This window comes from Yersinia sp. 2466 StPb PI, assembly GCF_041538325.1.
GTDB classification, from domain to species: domain Bacteria; phylum Pseudomonadota; class Gammaproteobacteria; order Enterobacterales; family Enterobacteriaceae; genus Yersinia; species Yersinia enterocolitica_E.
Window position 1 is genome coordinate 1,533,067 of sequence record NZ_JAULSL010000001.1, and the last position, 18,448, is coordinate 1,551,514.

The following is an 18,448-nucleotide window of genomic DNA, read 5'->3' on the forward strand; positions in this document are numbered from 1 at the left end:
GATATTGCCTCTCTATTCGGTCTTAATAGCGGCCACGAGCAAAACACGCCGTGGCCATTGCAAACATTAATTACTGAGTTTTCAGCTCATCATTAGGGCGGTCAGTACCAGATCGATCAGCTTGATACCGACAAACGGCACCAATAGGCCACCCAGCCCATAGATCCACAAGTTACGGCGCAGCAGCGCCGCTGCACTCATCGCCTTGTAACTCACCCCTTTCAGTGCCAGCGGGATCAGGAACATAATCACCAGTGCGTTAAAAATAACCGCCGACAGTATGGCCGACGCCGGGGAGTGCAACTGCATGACGTTCAGGGCATTAAGCTGCGGATAGGTAGCTGCAAACGCAGCCGGGATAATGGCGAAATATTTAGCAACGTCGTTGGCGATACTGAAGGTGGTCAGCGAGCCACGGGTCATCAGCATCTGTTTACCGATATGCACCACTTCAATCAACTTGGTCGGGTTAGAATCCAAATCCACCATGTTGCCAGCTTCTTTCGCCGCTTGTGTCCCCGAGTTCATCGCCACGGCGACGTCAGCCTGCGCCAGTGCCGGGGCGTCGTTGGTACCGTCACCGGTCATTGCCACCAATCGGCCTTCGGCCTGATACTGGCGAATCAATGCCAGTTTGGCCTCTGGCGTGGCTTCCGCCAGAAAATCATCCACACCCGCTTCTGCGGCAATGGCGGCTGCTGTCAGGCGGTTATCACCGGTGATCATCACTGTTTTGATGCCCATTTTGCGCAACTCGGCAAAACGTTCTTTGATGCCACCTTTGACGATATCTTTCAGCGCCACTACACCCAGCACCCGTGGCCCATCGGCCACCACCAGTGGCGTACCACCGGTGCGGGCGACGCTTTCCACCGCGTCTTCCACTGCCCGCGGGAAATGGCCCTGATTGGACTCGACATGGCGGCGAATAGCATCCACAGCACCTTTACGGATCATTCTGTCCTGCACGTTCACACCACTCATCCGTGTTTGTGCCGAGAAAGGCACAAAGGTGGCATTTAGACTGTGCAAGTCACGTTCGCGCAGGTTAAAGCGCTGTTTCGCTAACACCACGATACTGCGGCCTTCTGGCGTTTCATCCGCCAAAGAAGAGAGTTGCGCGGCATCGGCCAGTTGTTGCTCGGTGACACCCGGTGCAGGTAAAAACTCAGACGCCTGGCGGTTACCCAGTGTGATAGTGCCGGTTTTATCCAACAACAGCACATCAACGTCACCGGCCGCTTCCACCGCGCGCCCGCTGGTGGCAATCACGTTAGCGCCCAGCATCCGGCTCATCCCGGCAACCCCGATGGCTGATAGCAGGCCACCGATAGTGGTTGGGATCAGACAAACCAGCAGCGCCACCAGTACCGTAATTGTCACCGGTGAACCGGCATGGTTGGCCTCAACACTGAACACCGAGAACGGATAGAGTGTCGCCGTCGCCAGTAAGAAGACAATAGTCAGAGCCACCAGCAAAATGGTCAACGCCACTTCGTTAGGGGTTTTACGCCGTTTCGCGCCTTCAACCATGGCGATCATCCGGTCGAGGAAGGTTTCGCCGGGGTTAACGCTGCACTCAACTACCAACCAGTCGGACAGCACGCGGGTACCGCCGGTCACGGAAGAGAAGTCACCACCGGATTCACGGATAACCGGAGCAGATTCGCCGGTAATGGCGCTTTCATCAACGGATGCACCACCTTCCAGCACTTCGCCGTCACAGGGCACGGTATCGCCAGCTTCAATCAACACCACATCGCCTTTGCGCAAGCTATCGGCGGAGACTTTCTCCTGTGGCGCATCAAAGCGGGCTTCTGACAATTTTTTGGCCCAACTGGTTTTTTTCACCCCACGCAGACTTTCTGCTTGCGCTTTACTGCGCCCCTCGGCCAAAGCTTCGGCGAAGTTGGCAAACAGCACGGTAAACCACAGCCACAGAGCCACATTGCCGGTAAACATGGCACTACCGGTGGTTTGGCCGCTTAATATCGCCAGCCAAATCAGAGTGGTCAGCCAACTCCCCAGATAGACCACGAACATCACTGGGTTACGCCATTGGACGCGTGGGTCCAGTTTCTTCACGGCATCAATAAGCGCAGTACGAACCAGTGCTGGCTCAAAAATCGCGCGTTGTTTGCGTGTCATAGTAGTTCTCTCATCAATGTGCTAACCAAACTTGCAGATGCTCAGCAACCGGACCTAAGGCCAGCGCTGGGATAAAGGTCAATGCGCCGACCAACAGCACCGTACCTACCAGCAAACCGATAAATAGTGGTCCAGCGGTTGGCAGCGTGCCATTACCCGCGGGTTGCCGCTTCTTCGCCACCAATGAGTTGGCAATGGCCAATACCGGCAGAATCACGCCAAAGCGGCCGAAGAACATGGCGGCAGCCAGCAGCAGGTTATAAAACGGCGTATTGACACTCAGACCAGCAAAGGCGCTGCCGTTATTGTTGGCCGCAGAGGAGAGGGCGTAGAGAACTTCGCTAAAACCATGCGCACCGGGGTTAAGAATCCCCGCCCGCCCGGCATCAGTGCAGAGTGCCAGTGCGGTACCCAGCAGCACGATAGCCGGGGTGACCAGAATGGCCAGCGCGGTCATTTTCATATCAAATACGTCAATTTTCTTGCCAAGATATTCAGGGGTACGACCAATCATCAACCCGGCAATAAAGACGGTCAGCAGCACGAATAGCAGCATGCCGTATAACCCAGAACCGACCCCACCAAACACCACCTCGCCAATCTGCATTAACCACATCGGTACCATGCCACCTAAGGCGGTAAAGGAGTCATGCATGGCGTTAACGGCCCCACAAGAGGCTGCGGTAGTGACCACGGCATACATACTGGTTGCCAGAATGCCGAAGCGGGATTCTTTACCTTCCATATTGATATTGCTGTCGGCACCTAACTGAGTTAAGTGCGGGTTACCGGCCAGTTCTGCATACATCACCACGACTACGGCCACCACAAAAATCAGTGACATAGCCCAGATCAGCGCATGGCCCTGACGGCTATCACCCACCACCTGACCGAAGGCAAAACAGAGTGCACAGGGTATGAGGAAAATCGCCAGCATCTGCACAAAGTTACTAAAAGCAGTCGGGTTTTCAAATGGATGTGCGGAGTTAGCGCCAAAAAAACCGCCGCCGTTGGTCCCCAACATTTTTATGGCTTCCTGCGAGGCTACCGGTCCCATTGGTAGGGTCTGTTTTACCCCTTCAAGGGTGGTGATATGCAGGTAGCCATCCAGGTTTTGTAATACCCCCTGACTGACGAAAATTAGCGCGATAATCAGCGCAATCGGCAGCAACACATATAAGGTGATGCGCACCAGATCGACCCAGGCATTTCCCAGTGTGTGGGCAGAATGGCGGGCAAAGGCACGGATCAGAGCAAAAGCGACGGCAATGCCGGTTGCAGCAGAGAGGAAGTTTTGTACCGTCAGACCGGCCATTTGACTCAGATAACTGAGGGTGTTTTCGCCGCTATAGGCTTGCCAGTTGGTGTTAGTGACAAAGCTGACCGCGGTATTTAAGGCCAGATGCCATGACATACCCGGCATGTGTTCAGGATTTAGCGGTAACGAACCTTGCGCCATCAACAGCGTGAACAGCAAGGCAATACCCAGTAAGTTAAAGCAGAGAATGGCGAGCGCATATTGCCAGCCGTTCATCTCTTCATTTTTTACACCGCTACAACGCCATAAACCGGCCTCGACTTGGCGCAATGGCGCAAAGGGTTCGCCTTCGATTATGCGAGCCAAAAAGCTCCCCAACGGACGGGACAGCACCAACAACACCAGCATGAAGCTGGCGATAAGCAGAAATCCTGACGCTGCCATTTAAAAATCCTCCGCATTAAACAAGGCATAAACCAGATAGCCAAGAAGCAGTAGGACCAACAGCGCACCACTAATGATGCTGAAACTCACGATACACCTCCACAACGCTTATTTTTGATAACAACAGCTTATGAAGTCGAGCGAAAAGTTCCTGATAAAAAATGGCCGAGAGGTGTAAAAAAAGTATAAAAACGGTCAAAAAATAGACATAAAATGGGTGTAAATTAACCAGTGGCGGCGCAGTATCGCCAATTCTGGCCCTTGAAGGGTTAGGCACTGAGTCAATACATATAATGTGCCAATTACTAAAGAGTACATAACTGTAATGTAACTAATGATTGGTTTTAAATTAACCTTGCTGTAACAAAATTACAGAATTGACAATTTATTTCGGATTTTGACGTAATTGAGTGGTCGGATGAGTGGTAAAATTTCAACCGATACGGTAAAATTTTGTCCAGTTTCCAATTTTGTTTATTTTATTTTTAACGCCAAGTTGTAAATCGACTCTCTGTTTAACCGAGTTGGCTGTTACACCAAGGCGTTTTAAAGGAGGATCGTTATGACCATGTACAACGCATACCCATTGCATCAGGTTCTCTTGCGCCGGAGCGCAGTGATTCTGGTCGGTTTACTGGCACTGCCGGTGATGCTTTTCCGCAAAGAACGCGCCCGTTTTTACAGCTATCTGCACCGGGTTTGGGCTAAAACCAGTGATAAGCCGGTGTGGTTGGCACAGTCTGAATCGGCAATACAGGATTTTTACTGAGATAAATCAGTAAGCTGCTCGTAGATAAAAACGGCGTAAAATTAATGGCCCGTGGGTTAACACTCGCGGGCTTTTTACTGCCTTTATATCTGCCCCAGATATAAAGGTATCAAGCAAGAGCGTGGTTCTCGGGCAACAACTGTTATGCTGTGATGAGAAAAGCTGCCAAGGCCAAGGGAGAATAGAATGCTGGAGAGTAATCAGGTAACCCACAGTATCGAGTACTGCCATGCGCGAGACGAGCTTGATGCGTTATATGCAGCAGGCATAACACGTGGCCAATTGATGGATTTTCATAGCCGCTATAAGTTAGTGCTGTTGGCGCATTCGCAGCCTGAATACCGCGAAATCGGTCCTTTTATTGCCTCAATGGATAGATGGTCATCATTAATTGAGTTTACTGATGAGTATCGTCAGCGTTTACTGCATTTGTTGTCTCATCAGCCAACGTCCGCCAATCACACCAACGTATTAATGCATGTACAGGGTTATTTTCGGCCTTACCTTACGTCAACACAACGTCAGGCATTGGCACAGCTTATCGAGCAGTATCGGGTAGGTGAGTTGCCTTTGAGTGTCCCCATCGGCCAAATAAATGCTTACTTGGTTGAATTCCCGAATGAGTATCTGGCCGGACAACGCTATTTTACATTTTACTCGGCACAAGGATAAGGCATGGCGACGCATCTGGTCTGGTTTCGTAATGATTTACGCGTAACGGATAATCTGGCGCTGCATGCCGCTTGTCAGGACCCACAAGCCACTGTGATTGCGCTATTTATCGCGACCCCTGCACAATGGGCCGCACATGATATGGCCCCTCGGCAGGCCACCTTCCTGCTGCAAAACCTACAACAGTTACAGCACGCACTGGCTATCCGGGCGATACCGCTACACTATCATCAGTGTGATGATTTTCAGGACTCCATTATCTGGCTGGATGATTTTTGTCAGCAGCAGCAAGTTGATGCGCTATTTTTTAACCAACAGTATGAGTTAAATGAACAACTGCGAGATGGGGCGCTAGTGACGCGGCTCAATCATCGGCAAGAAGCCGGTCACACCATTACCTGCCACCGTTTCGATGACAGTGTGTTATTGCCGCCGGGCAGTGTCCTGACCGGTAATAATGAGATGTACAAAGTATTTACCCCGTTTCGTCGTGCTTTTATTCAGCGTTTAATGATGAGTGAATGCCGTTGTGTCCCTGCGCCAAAAACGCGCGATAACGTGGTAGCTGCCATGCCATTACCACTGCTCCCGTTTGACTATCCGCAACAACCGGTAGATAGCCAATTATTTCCGGCAGGCGAAGAGGCGGCATTACATCGCCTGCGCAGTTTTTGTCGCGAGCAGGTTCAGGACTACCAGCAACAACGTGATCTGCCTGCTGTGGCAGGAACCAGTTGTTTGTCACCTTATCTGGCGTTGGGGATACTTTCGCCCCGTCAATGCTTTAACCGCTTGTTGGCAGAATGTCCCGCGTTGCTGGAAAACTCCGACGGCGGTGCTTTTACTTGGCTCAATGAGTTGGTCTGGCGTGAATTTTATCGTCATTTGTTAGTGGCTTATCCGCGTTTATGCCAGCATCGTCCCTTTATTGACTGGACTGATGGCGTAATATGGCATCACTCAGAACAGCAACTACTTGCCTGGCAGCAGGGACAAACAGGTTACCCTATTGTTGATGCAGCTATGCGGCAGTTGAATGAAACCGGCTGGATGCATAACCGCCTGCGAATGATCAGCGCCAGTTTTCTGGTTAAAGACCTGTTGATCGATTGGCGACACGGCGAACGCTATTTTATGTCCCAACTATTGGATGGGGATTTGGCCGCCAATAATGGAGGCTGGCAGTGGGCTGCCTCCACGGGTACTGATGCTGCACCCTATTTTCGTATTTTTAATCCCACCACCCAGGGCGAGCGTTTTGACCCGAGCGGCGTTTTTATCCGCCGTTGGTTACCTGAGCTGGCTAGGGTGCCAGACAGTGATATCCATCAGCCATGGCGCTGGGCGCAGCGGCAACAGCAACATCTGGATTACCCACTACCGCTGGTGGATCATAAGCTGGCCAGATTGGCTACACTCGCGGCATTTGAAGCCGCTAAGCGGGATGGCCGCAAGGATCCCTAATCACCAGGAGCTTGCATGTTTTTGACATATATTTCGACTAAATTCTGTGTTTCAACTAAAACCCATGTTTTAACGAAACCCACGTTATGTACCAATAAGATAACCCACATGGTGCTTAACGCCGGGCTGATTTTATCGTTTAGCCTATATAGCTCGCTGGCAGCGGCCGGTTTTGAGGTGGTGGCACTGGGGGTGGATGGTGGTGTCAGCGATGGCAATCTGACATCTTATCTGATTCGTGATGATAGCCAGCCGGTCTATTTAGCTCTGGATGCCGGTTCGGTGCTACCGGGTATTGCCAAAGCTCTGGAGAAGGGCGCTTTCCCCGATATTACCGATGAAACCGCCGCCCCGCTGACACGTCAGGGTTATATCTTTCGCCAGCGCATCAACAGCTATTTTCTTAGTCATGCCCATCTTGACCATGTTTCCGGCCTGATTATCGGTTCGCCGCAAGACAGCAACAAGCCCCTTTATGCCTCGGCAGACACGATTGATGTATTGCGAAACTACTATTTTAACTGGCGTGTCTGGCCTAACTTTACTGACAGCGGCAGCGGTACCCGGCTGGGAACCTATCGCATGCAAATGGTGCGGCCAAACCAGCCTCTAAGCCTGGGCTTAACCCGTTTGACGGGGGAATTGTATCCACTGAGCCATGATAAGTCCCCCTCTGCTATGTTATTGATCAGTAGTAATAATCAGTCATTTGCCTATTTTGGTGATACTGGCCCGGATGAGATGGAAAAGTCGAAAAATCTGGATACGGTGTGGAGTAACTTGGCCGAAAAGGTTAAACAGCAGCAATTGAAAGGGATGATAATCGAAGTTTCTTTCCCCAATGACGTTGCTGATAACAAGTTGTACGGCCATATGACGCCTAAGTGGTTGCTGAAGGAATTGAAAAATCTGGAGAAATACAGCGGTGAAGGCCAACCATTAAAGGGGCTGCCGGTGGTTATCAGTCATATAAAACCTTCATTTAAACAGGGACAAGATGTGCGTAAAACCATTGCCACTGAGTTGCAACAAGGTAATGATATGGGGGTTAATTTTATCCTGATGGAGCAAGGCGATAGCCAGCGTTTTTAACTACCCATTTATATTTTTTGAGGCTGATGAAATGCGCAATACCGAACTGGAAACTCTACTCAATAGCCAACTGAATATCTCGGCTTTTCAAGACTATGCACCCAATGGTTTGCAAGTTGAGGGGCGCGAAGAGATCAAGCGCATTGTCACCGGCGTGACCGCCAGCCAGGCACTATTGGATGCTGCGGTTGGGCAACAGGCCGATGCTATTTTGGTTCATCACGGTTATTTTTGGAAAAATGAACCGGTCGTGGTGCGTGGAATGAAACGTAACCGGCTGAAAACATTGCTTACCAACGATATCAATTTGTATGGCTACCATTTGCCACTGGATGCTCATCCTGAATTAGGCAATAACGCGCAATTGGCTAAATTACTGGGTATTCGGGTGTCGGGTGAAATTGAATCTTTCTTACCTTATGGTGAGTTTGATGCACCGTTAAATGCGGTAATTTTACGTGAACGGCTGGAAAAATTGTTGGGCCGTGAGGTATTACATTGTGGTGATCGAGCGCCAGTAGATGTGCGTCGTCTTGCCTGGTGTACCGGCGGCGGGCAGGGTTTTATCCAACAAGCGGCTGATTTTGGTGTTGATGCATTTATCACTGGTGAAGTTTCAGAGCAAACAATTCATATTGCCCGGGAGATGGGCGTGAATTTTTATGCTGCGGGGCATCACGCCACTGAGCGCTACGGTATCAAGGCGTTAGGCGAATGGTTGGCTAGCAAGCATCAATTTGAAGTTATCTTTATCGATATCCCCAATCCCGCCTGACCATTATGCAACATTATGCACTGGTAATAAGTATCGGTGCATAATCTACTGTAGGTATCTCCTTGTTTATGTGCAATTAAACCATACTTTAAACAAGGTTTTATCCTCTCTCTGGCTATTTAAAATCATCATCTGGCCATAGTTGGATGATAAAGCGACAGTTTTTAAGAATGTTTGCTCTCTATAGCCTGATTCTAAATAAGAAAAGAATCGATTATTTACCACTTTCCTTCGTAAAAAACTTCAAAATACGCTGTTTTTAGCGGTTAATTTCAGGATTTACATTGAATCTAGTGATTGCTGATATCTATTGGTTGATTCAGTTCTATTGACAGCAGTTAGGTGCTAACGCATAAATATGTCCTTATAAAAGCTATTTATCTAATGAAAATAAAAACTATACATGTCTTAGGGGGACGGGAGTGCAAAGAGCACGATGCTATTTATTGGGAGAGAGTGCGGTGGTTCTGGAATTGGAACCGCCGGTAACATTAGCAAGCCAGCAACGGATCTGGGGCTTAGCTGATCGTCTGATTCATCATCCTGATGTCCTTGAAGCGATTCCGGGTATGAATAATCTGACTCTATTATTGTCAGATCCACAAAATACGGCGCTGGACGCCATTGAACGCCTCCAACGCTGGTGGGAGGAGAGCGAATCATTAGTGCCTGAATCACGTGATATCACCATTCCAGTGATTTATGGCGGTGAGGCAGGCCCAGGCCTGGCTGAAGTGGCTCGTCACACTGGCATGACAGAGCGTCAGGTGGTGGAGTGCCACGCTGGCGCGAGCTATATCGTCTATTTTTTGGGGTTCCAGCCGGGCTTCTCATATCTGGGGGGGATGCCGGAAAAACTCGCCACGCCACGGCGTGCTGAACCACGTTTAGTGGTCGCGCCCGGTTCTGTCGGTATTGGCGGTAGCCAAACCGGTATCTATCCACTGGCAACGCCCGGCGGCTGGCAACTTATTGGCCGCACATCATTGGCACTGTTTAACCCGCTGGAGATGCCGCCAACCTTGTTACGGCCCGGCGATAATGTGCGCTTCCTGCCCTTAAAGGAGGGCGTATGCTGAATATTATTCGTTCAGGTATTTATACCACAGTACAAGACAGTGGCCGTGGCGGTTTTCGCCGTTTGGGAATCAGCCAGGGTGGGGCACTCGATTTACCGGCGCTCAGCATGGCAAATATGCTGGTAGGTAATGAGCCTGATGCTGCCGGGCTGGAAATTACCCTTGGTCAGTTTACGGCACAATTTACGCAACCAGGCTGGATAGCGGTGACAGGAGCTGGTTGCGATGCCCGGCTTGATAATCAGTTGCTGTGGACCGGCTGGCGTTATCCGGTCAAGCCGGGGCAGCAGCTAAAACTCAGTGTGCCACATCGGGGAATGCGCAGCTATTTAGCCATCTCTGGAGGGATTGCAGTACCGGAGATGTTGGGTTCACGCAGCACCGACCTGAAAGCCGGTTTTGGCGGTTATCAGGGGCGACTGATCAAAGATGGCGACACCCTGCCATTAGGCCAAGCCACACGTTTACCACGTGAATCAGTCGGTATCAAACAACTGTTATTTGGTAACCGTGTCCGGGCTGTTCCTGGCCCGGAATATCATGAGTTCGACGATATCGCACAGGGTGCTTTTTGGCGTGAAGCCTGGCAACTCAGCCCACAGAGCAACCGTATGGGATATCGCCTGACCGGGCGCGAATTAGCGCGCACCACGGACCGCGAGATGCTATCCCACGGATTATTACCTGGCGTGGTGCAAGTGCCGCACAACGGCCAGCCGATTGTGCTGATGGCTGATGCGCAGACAACCGGCGGTTATCCGCGCATTGCCTGCGTTATCGAAGCAGATCTTTATCATTTAGCTCAGCTTAGGCTCGGCGAACCAGTGCATTTTGTGCCATGCACAGTTGAGGAGGCGCTGCGGGCCAAAGCGGAGCAACAGCATTTCTTAAAACAGATCGAATGGGGTTTACAGCAAGGATTCGATGCGACGGAGGCCAAATGAAGATTGATTTAAACGCCGACTTAGGTGAAGGCTGCGCTAATGATCAAGCACTGCTGCAATTGGTCAGTTCAGCCAATATTGCCTGTGGCTTTCATGCCGGTGATGCGCAGACCATGCGCCAGTCGGTGCGCTGGGCTATGGAATATGGCGTTGCTATCGGTGCGCATCCGAGTTTCCCTGATCGCGAGAATTTTGGTCGAACCGCGATGCAGTTACCCCCTGAGACGGTGTATGCCCAAGTGGTTTATCAATTAGGTGCCTTGGCAGCTATCGTGAAGGCGGAGGGCGGCGTGATGCAACATGTGAAGCCTCATGGCATGTTGTATAACCAGGCGGCGGTTGATCCTCTGCTGGCGGATGCCATAGCGAAAGCGGTGAAAGCCGTGGACACATCGTTACGGCTGGTTGGATTGGCGGGAAGCGAATTGATCCGTGCCGGTGAATGCGCAGGTTTGGTGACCCGACAAGAGGTATTCGCTGATCGTCGCTATCAGCCTGATGGCACTCTAGTGCCGCGCAGCCAGCCAGATGCCTTAATTGAAAGTGACGAGTTGGCGTTGTCACAAACGTTGGCAATGGTGCAGCGTCAGCAGGTTCAGGCTCGTGATAGCAGTTGGGTAGCGGTACAGGCGGATACAGTATGCGTCCACGGTGATGGAGCCCATGCCTTGGATTTTGCCCGCCGTTTACGCCACAGTTTTCAGCAGCAAAATATCACGGTAACCGCGCAGTAAGATGGACGTTGGGCAGTAAAAATTATAACCGCCTGGCCCGGGTGGAATGGCTTCATCAATTAGCTACATATCACACTTTATAACAACACTTTAGGACAGGAGAGTCACCTTGGAACAAACGGTAAACCTTTGGCCGCTAATTGGTATTGCGGCGATCGTAATCGGATTTTTACTGCGTATCAACGCAGTACTGGTGGTGATTACCGCCGGTATCATCACTGGTCTGGCGGCGCTAATGCCAATGGCCACTATTTTGGAAAAACTGGGTGAAGGTTTTCTCAATACCCGCAACCTGCCTCTGATTCTGTTACTGCCACTGGCTGTTATCGGCTTGCTGGAGCGCCACGGCTTGAAAGAGCGAGCGCAGGCGTGGATTTCACAAATTAAAAGTGCCACCTCTGGCCGTTTATTGATTGTGTATCTGTTTGTGCGTGAAGCGACAGCCGCGCTGGGTTTAACCAGTCTGGGTGGTCATCCGCAAATGGTACGGCCATTACTGGCACCGATGGCAGAAGGGGCGGCTGAAACCCGTTATGGTGAGTTACCGGAGAAAGTGCGTTATCGCCTGCGTGCAATGTCTGCCGCGACCGATAACGTTGGGTTGTTCTTCGGTGAAGATATTTTTGTCGCTTTCGGTGCGATTATTTTTATGCACAACTTTATGCTGGAATCCGGTGGCATTCAGACCGAGCCGTTACACATTGCGTTGTGGGGTATCCCGACGGCGATTTGTGCTTTCCTGATCCACGCCTACCGTTTGCAACGTTTGGATAAACACCTCGCCGCTGAGTTAACCGCGCTGAGTCAGTCTGCTTTGGCTACCAAGGGAGACGCAAAATGATTTTCCAACAACAATATCTTTATTGGCTGGCTGGCGTAGTGCTGTTGATTGTCGCGTTAATGTCATTTCGTGATAAGGCCAACCCGCGCCGTATCACCACCGGTTTATTTTGGGGATTATACGGGCTGATTTTCCTGGTGGGTGATTGGACCTATCGTCTGGCCAATACTTTGGCGGGCGAGGGACCGGATGAGAAGCGCATTCTGAATATTACTGTCGGTGTGGTGGTGGTGATTATGGCGCTGATTGCCGGTTTTGGTGGGGTAAAACTGGGTAGCTATCATCAACGCACTCCAGAACAGCGCGAAGTGAGTGCCAAGCGTTTGGGGAACCGGTTGTTCATCCCGGCATTGGCTATCCCAGTGGTGACGGTTATTGGCGTGCTGCTGTTTAACAATATCCCCGCGCTGGATCAATGGCTGTTTGGCACCGGCAACCACGCCACCTTAGTCACCTTATTCTCGATGACTGTTGGTTGTGTTCTCGGTTTGATTATTGCGGTCGTCATGACCCACGAAACCGCGGCACAACCGGTGCAGGAAGCTCGGCGTTTGCTCGATTCCATCGGCTGGGCATTTATCTTGCCACAGATATTGGCCACCCTTGGCCTGCTGTTTACCACCGCCGGGGTCGGAACTGCTATTGCCCATCTGACACAGGAATATCTGGCAGTCGATCATCGCTTTGTCGCCGTGGCGGTCTATGCTATTGGCATGGCACTGTTAACCATGATCATGGGTAATGCCTTTGCTGCTTTCCCCATCGTCACTGCCGGTATCGGTATTCCAATTTTAGTATTGCAACACGGCGGTAATCCCGCAGTGATGGCAGCTATTGGTATGTTCTCAGGGTACTGCGGTACCTTAATGACGCCGATGGCAGCCAACTTTAATATCGTTCCTGCTGCGTTACTGGAGTTGCCGGATAAGAATGCGGTGATTAAAGCCCAGATTCCAACCGGGGTGACTCTATTGATTGTTAACGTATTCTTGCTGTATTTCCTGATGTTCCTCTAGGAGTGGTGATGAGAAGTGTATTAATTACCGGGTTTGAGCCATTTGGTGGGGAGCGAGTAAATCCTTCTTGGGAAGTGGTCAAACAATTGAATGATTTAATGCTGGGTGGGGTCAGAGTGGTGGCTCGTCAGTTGCCTTGCGCCTTTGGTGAAGCATTAATTGCGTTGAATGCCGCGATAGATGAAATTCAGCCAGTATTGGTGTTGGCTGTCGGTCAGGCCGGGGGACGCGCCGATATTACTATCGAACGGGTAGCTATTAACGTTGATGATGCCCGTATTCCTGACAATTTGGGGAATCAACCGGTAGATCAGCCGATAGTTGAGGATGGCCCGGCGGCGTACTTTACCCGTTTGCCCATCAAGGCGATGGTGCAGGGTATCCGTGAGGCGGGCATTCCGGCCTCGGTCTCCCAGACGGCCGGAACCTATGTCTGTAACCATGTGATGTACGGGTTATTGCATCGGTTAAATCAGCTCAATAGTGAGGTGAAGGGTGGTTTCATTCATATCCCTTATCTGCCGGAACAGGCGGTAGCTCACCCCGGATCACCCAGTATGTCAACACATTCAGTGCTGGTAGCCTTAGAACTGGCTATCTCTATTGCCATGCAAATTGAACACGATCTGCATATATCAGGCGGCGCGATCCACTGATTTCTCTATAAAAAAACGCCACCTTCACCGGTGGCGCTCTCATCATAAACAGTCTAATTACTCTGCTTATTTCTTCAGTTGACTATTGAAGTCACGTTCGGCATAACCGGTATAAAGCTGACGCGGACGGGCAATTTTAAGGCCCTCATCGTGCATTTCATTCCAGTGAGCAATCCAGCCAATGGTACGGGCAATCGCGAACATCACGGTAAACATTGAAGACGGGATCCCCATGGCTTTCAGGATGATACCTGAATAGAAGTCCACGTTTGGATATAGCTTTTTCTCAACGAAGTAGGGGTCTTCCAGTGCGATACGTTCCAGCTCTTTCGCGACAGCAAATAGGCTGTCATTTTCCAGTTTGAGTTCTTTCAATACCTCATCACAGGTTTCTTTCATCACCGTAGCGCGCGGATCGTAATTCTTATACACGCGGTGACCGAAGCCCATCAGGCGGAATGAGTCGTTTTTATCCTTCGCGCGTTTGATAAATTCTGGAATATGCTCGACAGATTTAATCTCTTCCAGCATTTTCAGGCAGGCTTCGTTCGCGCCGCCGTGAGCTGGCCCCCACAGGGATGCTATCCCCGCGGCGATACAGGCAAACGGGTTAGCGCCCGAAGAACCTGCGGTGCGCACAGTAGAGGTAGAGGCGTTCTGTTCGTGGTCGGCATGTAGGATAAAAATACGATCCATCGCGCGTTCCAGCACCGGGTTGACTTCATACTCTTCGCACGGTGTGGAGAACATCATACGCAGGAAGTTACCGGCATAGGACAGGTCGTTACGTGGATAAACAAACGGCTGGCCGATGGAATATTTATAACACATGGCAGCCACTGTTGGCATTTTAGACAGCAGACGGAAGGCGGTAATTTCACGATGGCGCTCGTTGTTTACATCCAGTGCGTCATGGTAGAACGCGGCCAGTGCACCAGTCACTCCGCATAATACAGCCATCGGATGTGAGTCGCGACGGAACCCACGGAACAAGCTGGTGATTTGCTCGTGGATCATGGTGTGGCGGGTTACTGTCGCTTTGAAGGTTTCATACTCTTCTGCTGTGGGGGTTTCGCCGTACAGCAAAATGTAGCAAACTTCCAGATAAGTAGAGTTTTTTGCCAATTGATCAATAGGGTATCCACGATGCAGTAGGATCCCTTTATCACCATCGATAAACGTGATTTTTGATTCGCAGGACGCGGTAGAGGTAAACCCAGGGTCATAGGTAAAATACCCTTTAGAACCTAAAGTGCTGACGTCGATCACGTCAGTGCCGAGGGTTGGGGATAGAACCTTCAGTTCAATCGCAGCTTCGCCTGCCAGATTCAGCGTCGCTTTTTTATCAGCCATTTACAGTCTCCTTCGCGCTTATTTTAAAAACCGCTAACAACTGGAATGTCTTAGATGCCTGTAGGGCATTATCTTATCGGCACTGCTCTGTTTGATTCACGATTAAACGTTTTATTCACGATTAAAACATGATTTAGGGTACAGAGTGTCTTACCAATGCGGCCAGCGATCCGAGAGGCTGGATCGATAGCGACGTTACAAAGTTGTTAACGATTTGTCGGATGCTTATCGTTTATAGTTCATTGCCTACGATATCTATGGGGATATTCACTTAATACACTGTTGCATAACTTAGGCTTATGGGGAAGTGTATCCGCAGACCTTTAGTGCATCATAGGGCTTATTTCTACCCTAGTTGTAATGGAAATGTTTATTCTTTGTCAAATCAGATAATTAATTTTATATAAATTGTGTAAATCGTGATCCTAATCACTGTTCAGGGGAAATGTTACCAATCGGTTTGTGTGGGAATTGTAATAAGAATGTGAACCCCCTATACTGCCGCCAGGTCTCCGGATTACCCTGAAGTAGGAGCACCCAGCGTTATATAGAACACGTCATTTAGGCATGCAGGATGTTATGTTTAAATGTGCGATGTGAAGGGTTTCGGCTCTTAACGCTGTCTGATCCCAACAAGGCCCGGAGGAAGGAAAATAATAAGAGCTGTGTGGGCAAAACCGTGAAAAAACAAAGACCTGTCAACTTGGATCTGCAAACGATTCGATTTCCCGTTACTGCGATAGCGTCCATTTTACACCGAGTCTCTGGCGTAATTACTTTCGTTGCCGTTGGTATCCTCCTTTGGCTGTTAGGTTTGTCTGTTTCCTCGCAAGAGGGATTCATGCAAGCAGCGGCTGTCATGAATAGTTTTATTGTTAAATTCATCTTCTGGGGAATACTTACTGCGCTGGCCTATCACGTTTGCGGTGGCATCCGTCACTTGCTTATGGATTTTGGCTACATCGAAGAGAGCTTGGCTGCGGGGACCCGCTCCGCACAAGTAACAATGGTGTTAACCTTGGTGCTGTCAGTTTTAGCTGGAGTCCTCGTATGGTAAGCAATGCTTCTGCGTTAGGGCGTAATGGAGTACACGACTGGCTGTTACTGCGTGCTTCTGCAATCGTCATCACTCTTTATATTCTTTATATCCTGGGCTTCGTCGTTATTGTCCCGGACATCACCTATGAAATCTGGCGCGGCTTTTTTGCCTCGCACATCACAAAAGTATTTACCCTGCTGACCTTGCTGTCGATTCTGGCTCACGCTTGGATTGGTCTGTGGCAGGTATTAACGGACTATATAAAGCCGCTAGCGGTACGACTGGTGTTACAACTGGCCGTTGTGGTTACGCTGCTGGTCTATCTATTGTATGGAACAATTGTGGTGTGGGGTGCTTAAATGAAACTGCCGGTCAGAGAGTTTGACGCTGTCGTCGTCGGTGCAGGTGGTGCAGGTATGCGCGCCGCACTGCAAATTTCACAAATGGGGCTGTCTTGTGCCCTGATATCTAAAGTTTTCCCTACCCGTTCCCATACGGTATCTGCGCAGGGCGGTATTACCGTGGCGCTGGGTAATACCCATGAAGATAACTGGGAATGGCATATGTATGACACGGTAAAAGGTTCCGATTATATTGGTGACCAGGATGCCATTGAATATATGTGTAAAACCGGTCCAGAAGCGGTACTCGAACTGGAACATATGGGGTTACCTTTCTCCCGTTTAGAAGATGGCAGCATTTATCAGCGGCCATTTGGTGGGCAATCGCGCAACTTTGGTGGTGAGCAGGCGGCGCGAACTGCGGCAGCCGCAGACCGTACCGGCCATGCGCTATTACACACCCTTTATCAGCAAAACCTGAAAAACCACACCACTATCTTCTCTGAGTGGTATGCACTGGATCTGGTGAAAAATCAGGATGGCGCCTTCGTTGGCTGTACTGCTATCTGTATTGAAACCGGTGAAGTGGTCTATTTCAAAGCGCGGGCCACGGTGCTGGCCACCGGTGGTGCGGGTCGTATCTATCAATCAACCACCAATGCGCACATTAATACCGGTGACGGCGTGGGGATGGCACTGCGTGCCGGTGTACCGGTGCAGGATATGGAAATGTGGCAGTTCCACCCGACGGGTATCGCTGGGGCGGGGGTGCTGGTTACCGAGGGTTGCCGTGGTGAAGGTGGCTATCTGCTGAATAAGCACGGTGAACGCTTTATGGAACGTTATGCCCCGAACGCCAAAGATTTGGCGGGTCGTGACGTGGTTGCACGTTCCATTATGATTGAAATCCGTGAAGGTCGTGGCTGTGATGGTCCTTGGGGCCCACATGCCAAACTGAAATTAGATCACTTGGGTAAAGATGTGCTGGAATCCCGCCTGCCGGGCATCCTTGAGTTATCTCGCACCTTTGCTCATGTTGACCCAATCAAAGAGCCTATTCCGGTTATTCCAACCTGTCATTACATGATGGGCGGTATTCCGACCAAAGTGACCGGCCAGGCAATTACAGTAAATGAAAAGGGTGAAGATGTTGTCATCCCTGGTTTGTTTGCGGTCGGTGAAATCGCCTGTGTTTCCGTCCACGGTGCCAACCGCCTGGGGGGCAACTCATTGCTGGACCTGGTGGTGTTTGGTCGTGCTGCCGGTATGCATCTGCAAGAGTCATTACTGGAGCAGGGTGCTAGCCGCGATGCCAGCGAATCAGATATTGAAGCCTCACTGGAACGAATGAACCGTTGGAACAACACCCGTTCAGGTGAAGATCCCGTTGAGATCCGCAAAGCACTGCAATCTTGCATGCAGCATAACTTCTCGGTATTCCGCGAAGGTGATGCGATGGCGAAAGGATTGGAAGAGTTAAGAACTATCCGCGAACGTCTGCAAAATGCCCGTCTGGATGACACTTCCAGCGAGTTCAATACCCAGCGTATTGAATGTCTGGAATTGGATAACCTGATGGAAACTGCGTTTTCCACCGCCGTATCAGCAAACTTCCGTACCGAAAGTCGTGGTGCTCATAGCCGCTTCGACTTCCCGGACCGTGATGATGCTAACTGGCTGTGCCATTCGCTCTATTTGCCAGACACTGAGAGCATGACCCGCCGTGAGGTAAACATGCAGCCTAAGCTACGCGCGGCATTCCCGCCGAAAGTGCGTTCTTATTAATGCATGTGTTGTGTTGATAGGGTTAAACCTAACCCGTT

The 18,448-nt window shown here is 50.4% G+C and carries 18 protein-coding genes; 14 read left to right on the forward strand and 4 right to left on the reverse strand.

Going from position 1 to position 18,448, the window contains the following annotated elements:
• Nucleotides 1–81: 81 nt before the first annotated feature.
• From kdpB to Q2T72_RS06880, 3 genes are read right to left on the reverse strand one after another with little or no spacing between them, the layout of a single operon-like run.
• Nucleotides 82–2,148 carry a potassium-transporting ATPase subunit KdpB gene (gene kdpB / locus Q2T72_RS06870; RefSeq protein WP_083159618.1) on the reverse strand — a complete coding sequence of 689 codons (2,067 nt, stop codon included), beginning with the start codon at nucleotides 2,146–2,148 and terminating at the stop codon, nucleotides 82–84.
• A 13-nt stretch (nucleotides 2,149–2,161) separates the two neighbouring features.
• Nucleotides 2,162–3,850, reverse strand: a complete 1,689-nt coding sequence (gene kdpA, locus Q2T72_RS06875) for a potassium-transporting ATPase subunit KdpA (RefSeq protein WP_083159617.1) — start codon at nucleotides 3,848–3,850, stop codon at nucleotides 2,162–2,164.
• On the reverse strand, nucleotides 3,851–3,940 hold the full coding sequence (locus tag Q2T72_RS06880; protein WP_032907040.1) for a K(+)-transporting ATPase subunit F: 90 nt from the start codon (nucleotides 3,938–3,940) through the stop codon (nucleotides 3,851–3,853).
• 472 nt (nucleotides 3,941–4,412) lie between these two features.
• Here Q2T72_RS06880 and Q2T72_RS06885 point away from each other — a divergent pair, with 472 nt between their 5' ends.
• From Q2T72_RS06885 to pcp, 11 genes are all read left to right on the forward strand, one after another.
• On the forward strand, nucleotides 4,413–4,619 hold the full coding sequence (locus Q2T72_RS06885) for a YbfA family protein (RefSeq protein WP_372568864.1): 207 nt from the start codon (nucleotides 4,413–4,415) through the stop codon (nucleotides 4,617–4,619).
• A 186-nt stretch (nucleotides 4,620–4,805) separates the two neighbouring features.
• Nucleotides 4,806–5,291: a YbgA family protein gene (locus Q2T72_RS06890; RefSeq protein WP_083159615.1), complete on the forward strand. Its 486-nt coding sequence runs from the start codon at nucleotides 4,806–4,808 to the stop codon at nucleotides 5,289–5,291.
• 3 nt (nucleotides 5,292–5,294) lie between these two features.
• On the forward strand, nucleotides 5,295–6,755 hold the full coding sequence (phrB, locus tag Q2T72_RS06895; protein ID WP_083159614.1) for a deoxyribodipyrimidine photo-lyase: 1,461 nt from the start codon (nucleotides 5,295–5,297) through the stop codon (nucleotides 6,753–6,755).
• 108 nt (nucleotides 6,756–6,863) lie between these two features.
• Entirely contained in the window at nucleotides 6,864–7,847 is a 984-nt protein-coding gene (locus Q2T72_RS06900) for an MBL fold metallo-hydrolase (RefSeq protein ID WP_372569864.1), read from the forward strand.
• Nucleotides 7,848–7,878: 31 nt separating this feature from the next.
• Nucleotides 7,879–8,622: a type 2 GTP cyclohydrolase I gene (locus Q2T72_RS06905; protein ID WP_083159613.1), complete on the forward strand. Its 744-nt coding sequence runs from the start codon at nucleotides 7,879–7,881 to the stop codon at nucleotides 8,620–8,622.
• Nucleotides 8,623–9,044: 422 nt separating this feature from the next.
• Nucleotides 9,045–9,701 carry a 5-oxoprolinase subunit PxpB gene (gene pxpB, locus Q2T72_RS06910; RefSeq protein WP_372568865.1) on the forward strand — a complete coding sequence of 219 codons (657 nt, stop codon included), beginning with the start codon at nucleotides 9,045–9,047 and terminating at the stop codon, nucleotides 9,699–9,701.
• Complete coding sequence (gene pxpC / locus Q2T72_RS06915) at nucleotides 9,695–10,645, forward strand: 5-oxoprolinase subunit PxpC (protein WP_372568866.1); 951 nt, start codon at nucleotides 9,695–9,697, stop codon at nucleotides 10,643–10,645. Before pxpB ends, pxpC begins: the two co-directional genes overlap by 7 nt.
• Complete coding sequence (gene pxpA / locus Q2T72_RS06920; protein ID WP_372568867.1) at nucleotides 10,642–11,379, forward strand: 5-oxoprolinase subunit PxpA; 738 nt, start codon at nucleotides 10,642–10,644, stop codon at nucleotides 11,377–11,379. Before pxpC ends, pxpA begins: the two co-directional genes overlap by 4 nt.
• A gap of 109 nt (nucleotides 11,380–11,488) precedes the next feature.
• Complete coding sequence (locus tag Q2T72_RS06925) at nucleotides 11,489–12,220, forward strand: DUF969 domain-containing protein (protein WP_372558356.1); 732 nt, start codon at nucleotides 11,489–11,491, stop codon at nucleotides 12,218–12,220.
• On the forward strand, nucleotides 12,217–13,236 hold the full coding sequence (locus Q2T72_RS06930) for a DUF979 domain-containing protein (protein WP_372558357.1): 1,020 nt from the start codon (nucleotides 12,217–12,219) through the stop codon (nucleotides 13,234–13,236). The genes Q2T72_RS06925 and Q2T72_RS06930 overlap by 4 nt, the downstream gene beginning before the upstream one ends.
• Before the next feature lie 8 nt (nucleotides 13,237–13,244).
• A complete protein-coding gene (pcp, locus tag Q2T72_RS06935; protein ID WP_083159607.1) occupies nucleotides 13,245–13,892 on the forward strand; it encodes a pyroglutamyl-peptidase I in 648 nt (215 codons plus the stop codon).
• Nucleotides 13,893–13,958: 66 nt separating this feature from the next.
• Here the strand turns inward: pcp and Q2T72_RS06940 are convergent, their stop codons facing one another.
• Nucleotides 13,959–15,245, reverse strand: coding sequence for a citrate synthase (locus Q2T72_RS06940; RefSeq protein ID WP_083159605.1), 1,287 nt, complete (start codon nucleotides 15,243–15,245; stop codon nucleotides 13,959–13,961).
• Nucleotides 15,246–15,912: 667 nt separating this feature from the next.
• On the opposite strand from Q2T72_RS06940, the gene sdhC reads away from it, so the two are divergent.
• Genes sdhC through sdhA form a run of 3 tightly spaced genes read left to right on the forward strand, consistent with a single transcriptional unit; the run spans nucleotide 15,913 to nucleotide 18,410 of the window.
• A complete protein-coding gene (sdhC, locus tag Q2T72_RS06945; RefSeq protein ID WP_083163805.1) occupies nucleotides 15,913–16,302 on the forward strand; it encodes a succinate dehydrogenase cytochrome b556 subunit in 390 nt (129 codons plus the stop codon).
• Nucleotides 16,296–16,643: a succinate dehydrogenase membrane anchor subunit gene (gene sdhD, locus Q2T72_RS06950; protein WP_050098880.1), complete on the forward strand. Its 348-nt coding sequence runs from the start codon at nucleotides 16,296–16,298 to the stop codon at nucleotides 16,641–16,643. The genes sdhC and sdhD overlap by 7 nt, the downstream gene beginning before the upstream one ends.
• Entirely contained in the window at nucleotides 16,644–18,410 is a 1,767-nt protein-coding gene (gene sdhA / locus Q2T72_RS06955) for a succinate dehydrogenase flavoprotein subunit (RefSeq protein WP_083159603.1), read from the forward strand.
• The last annotated feature ends 38 nt before the right edge of the window (nucleotides 18,411–18,448 follow it).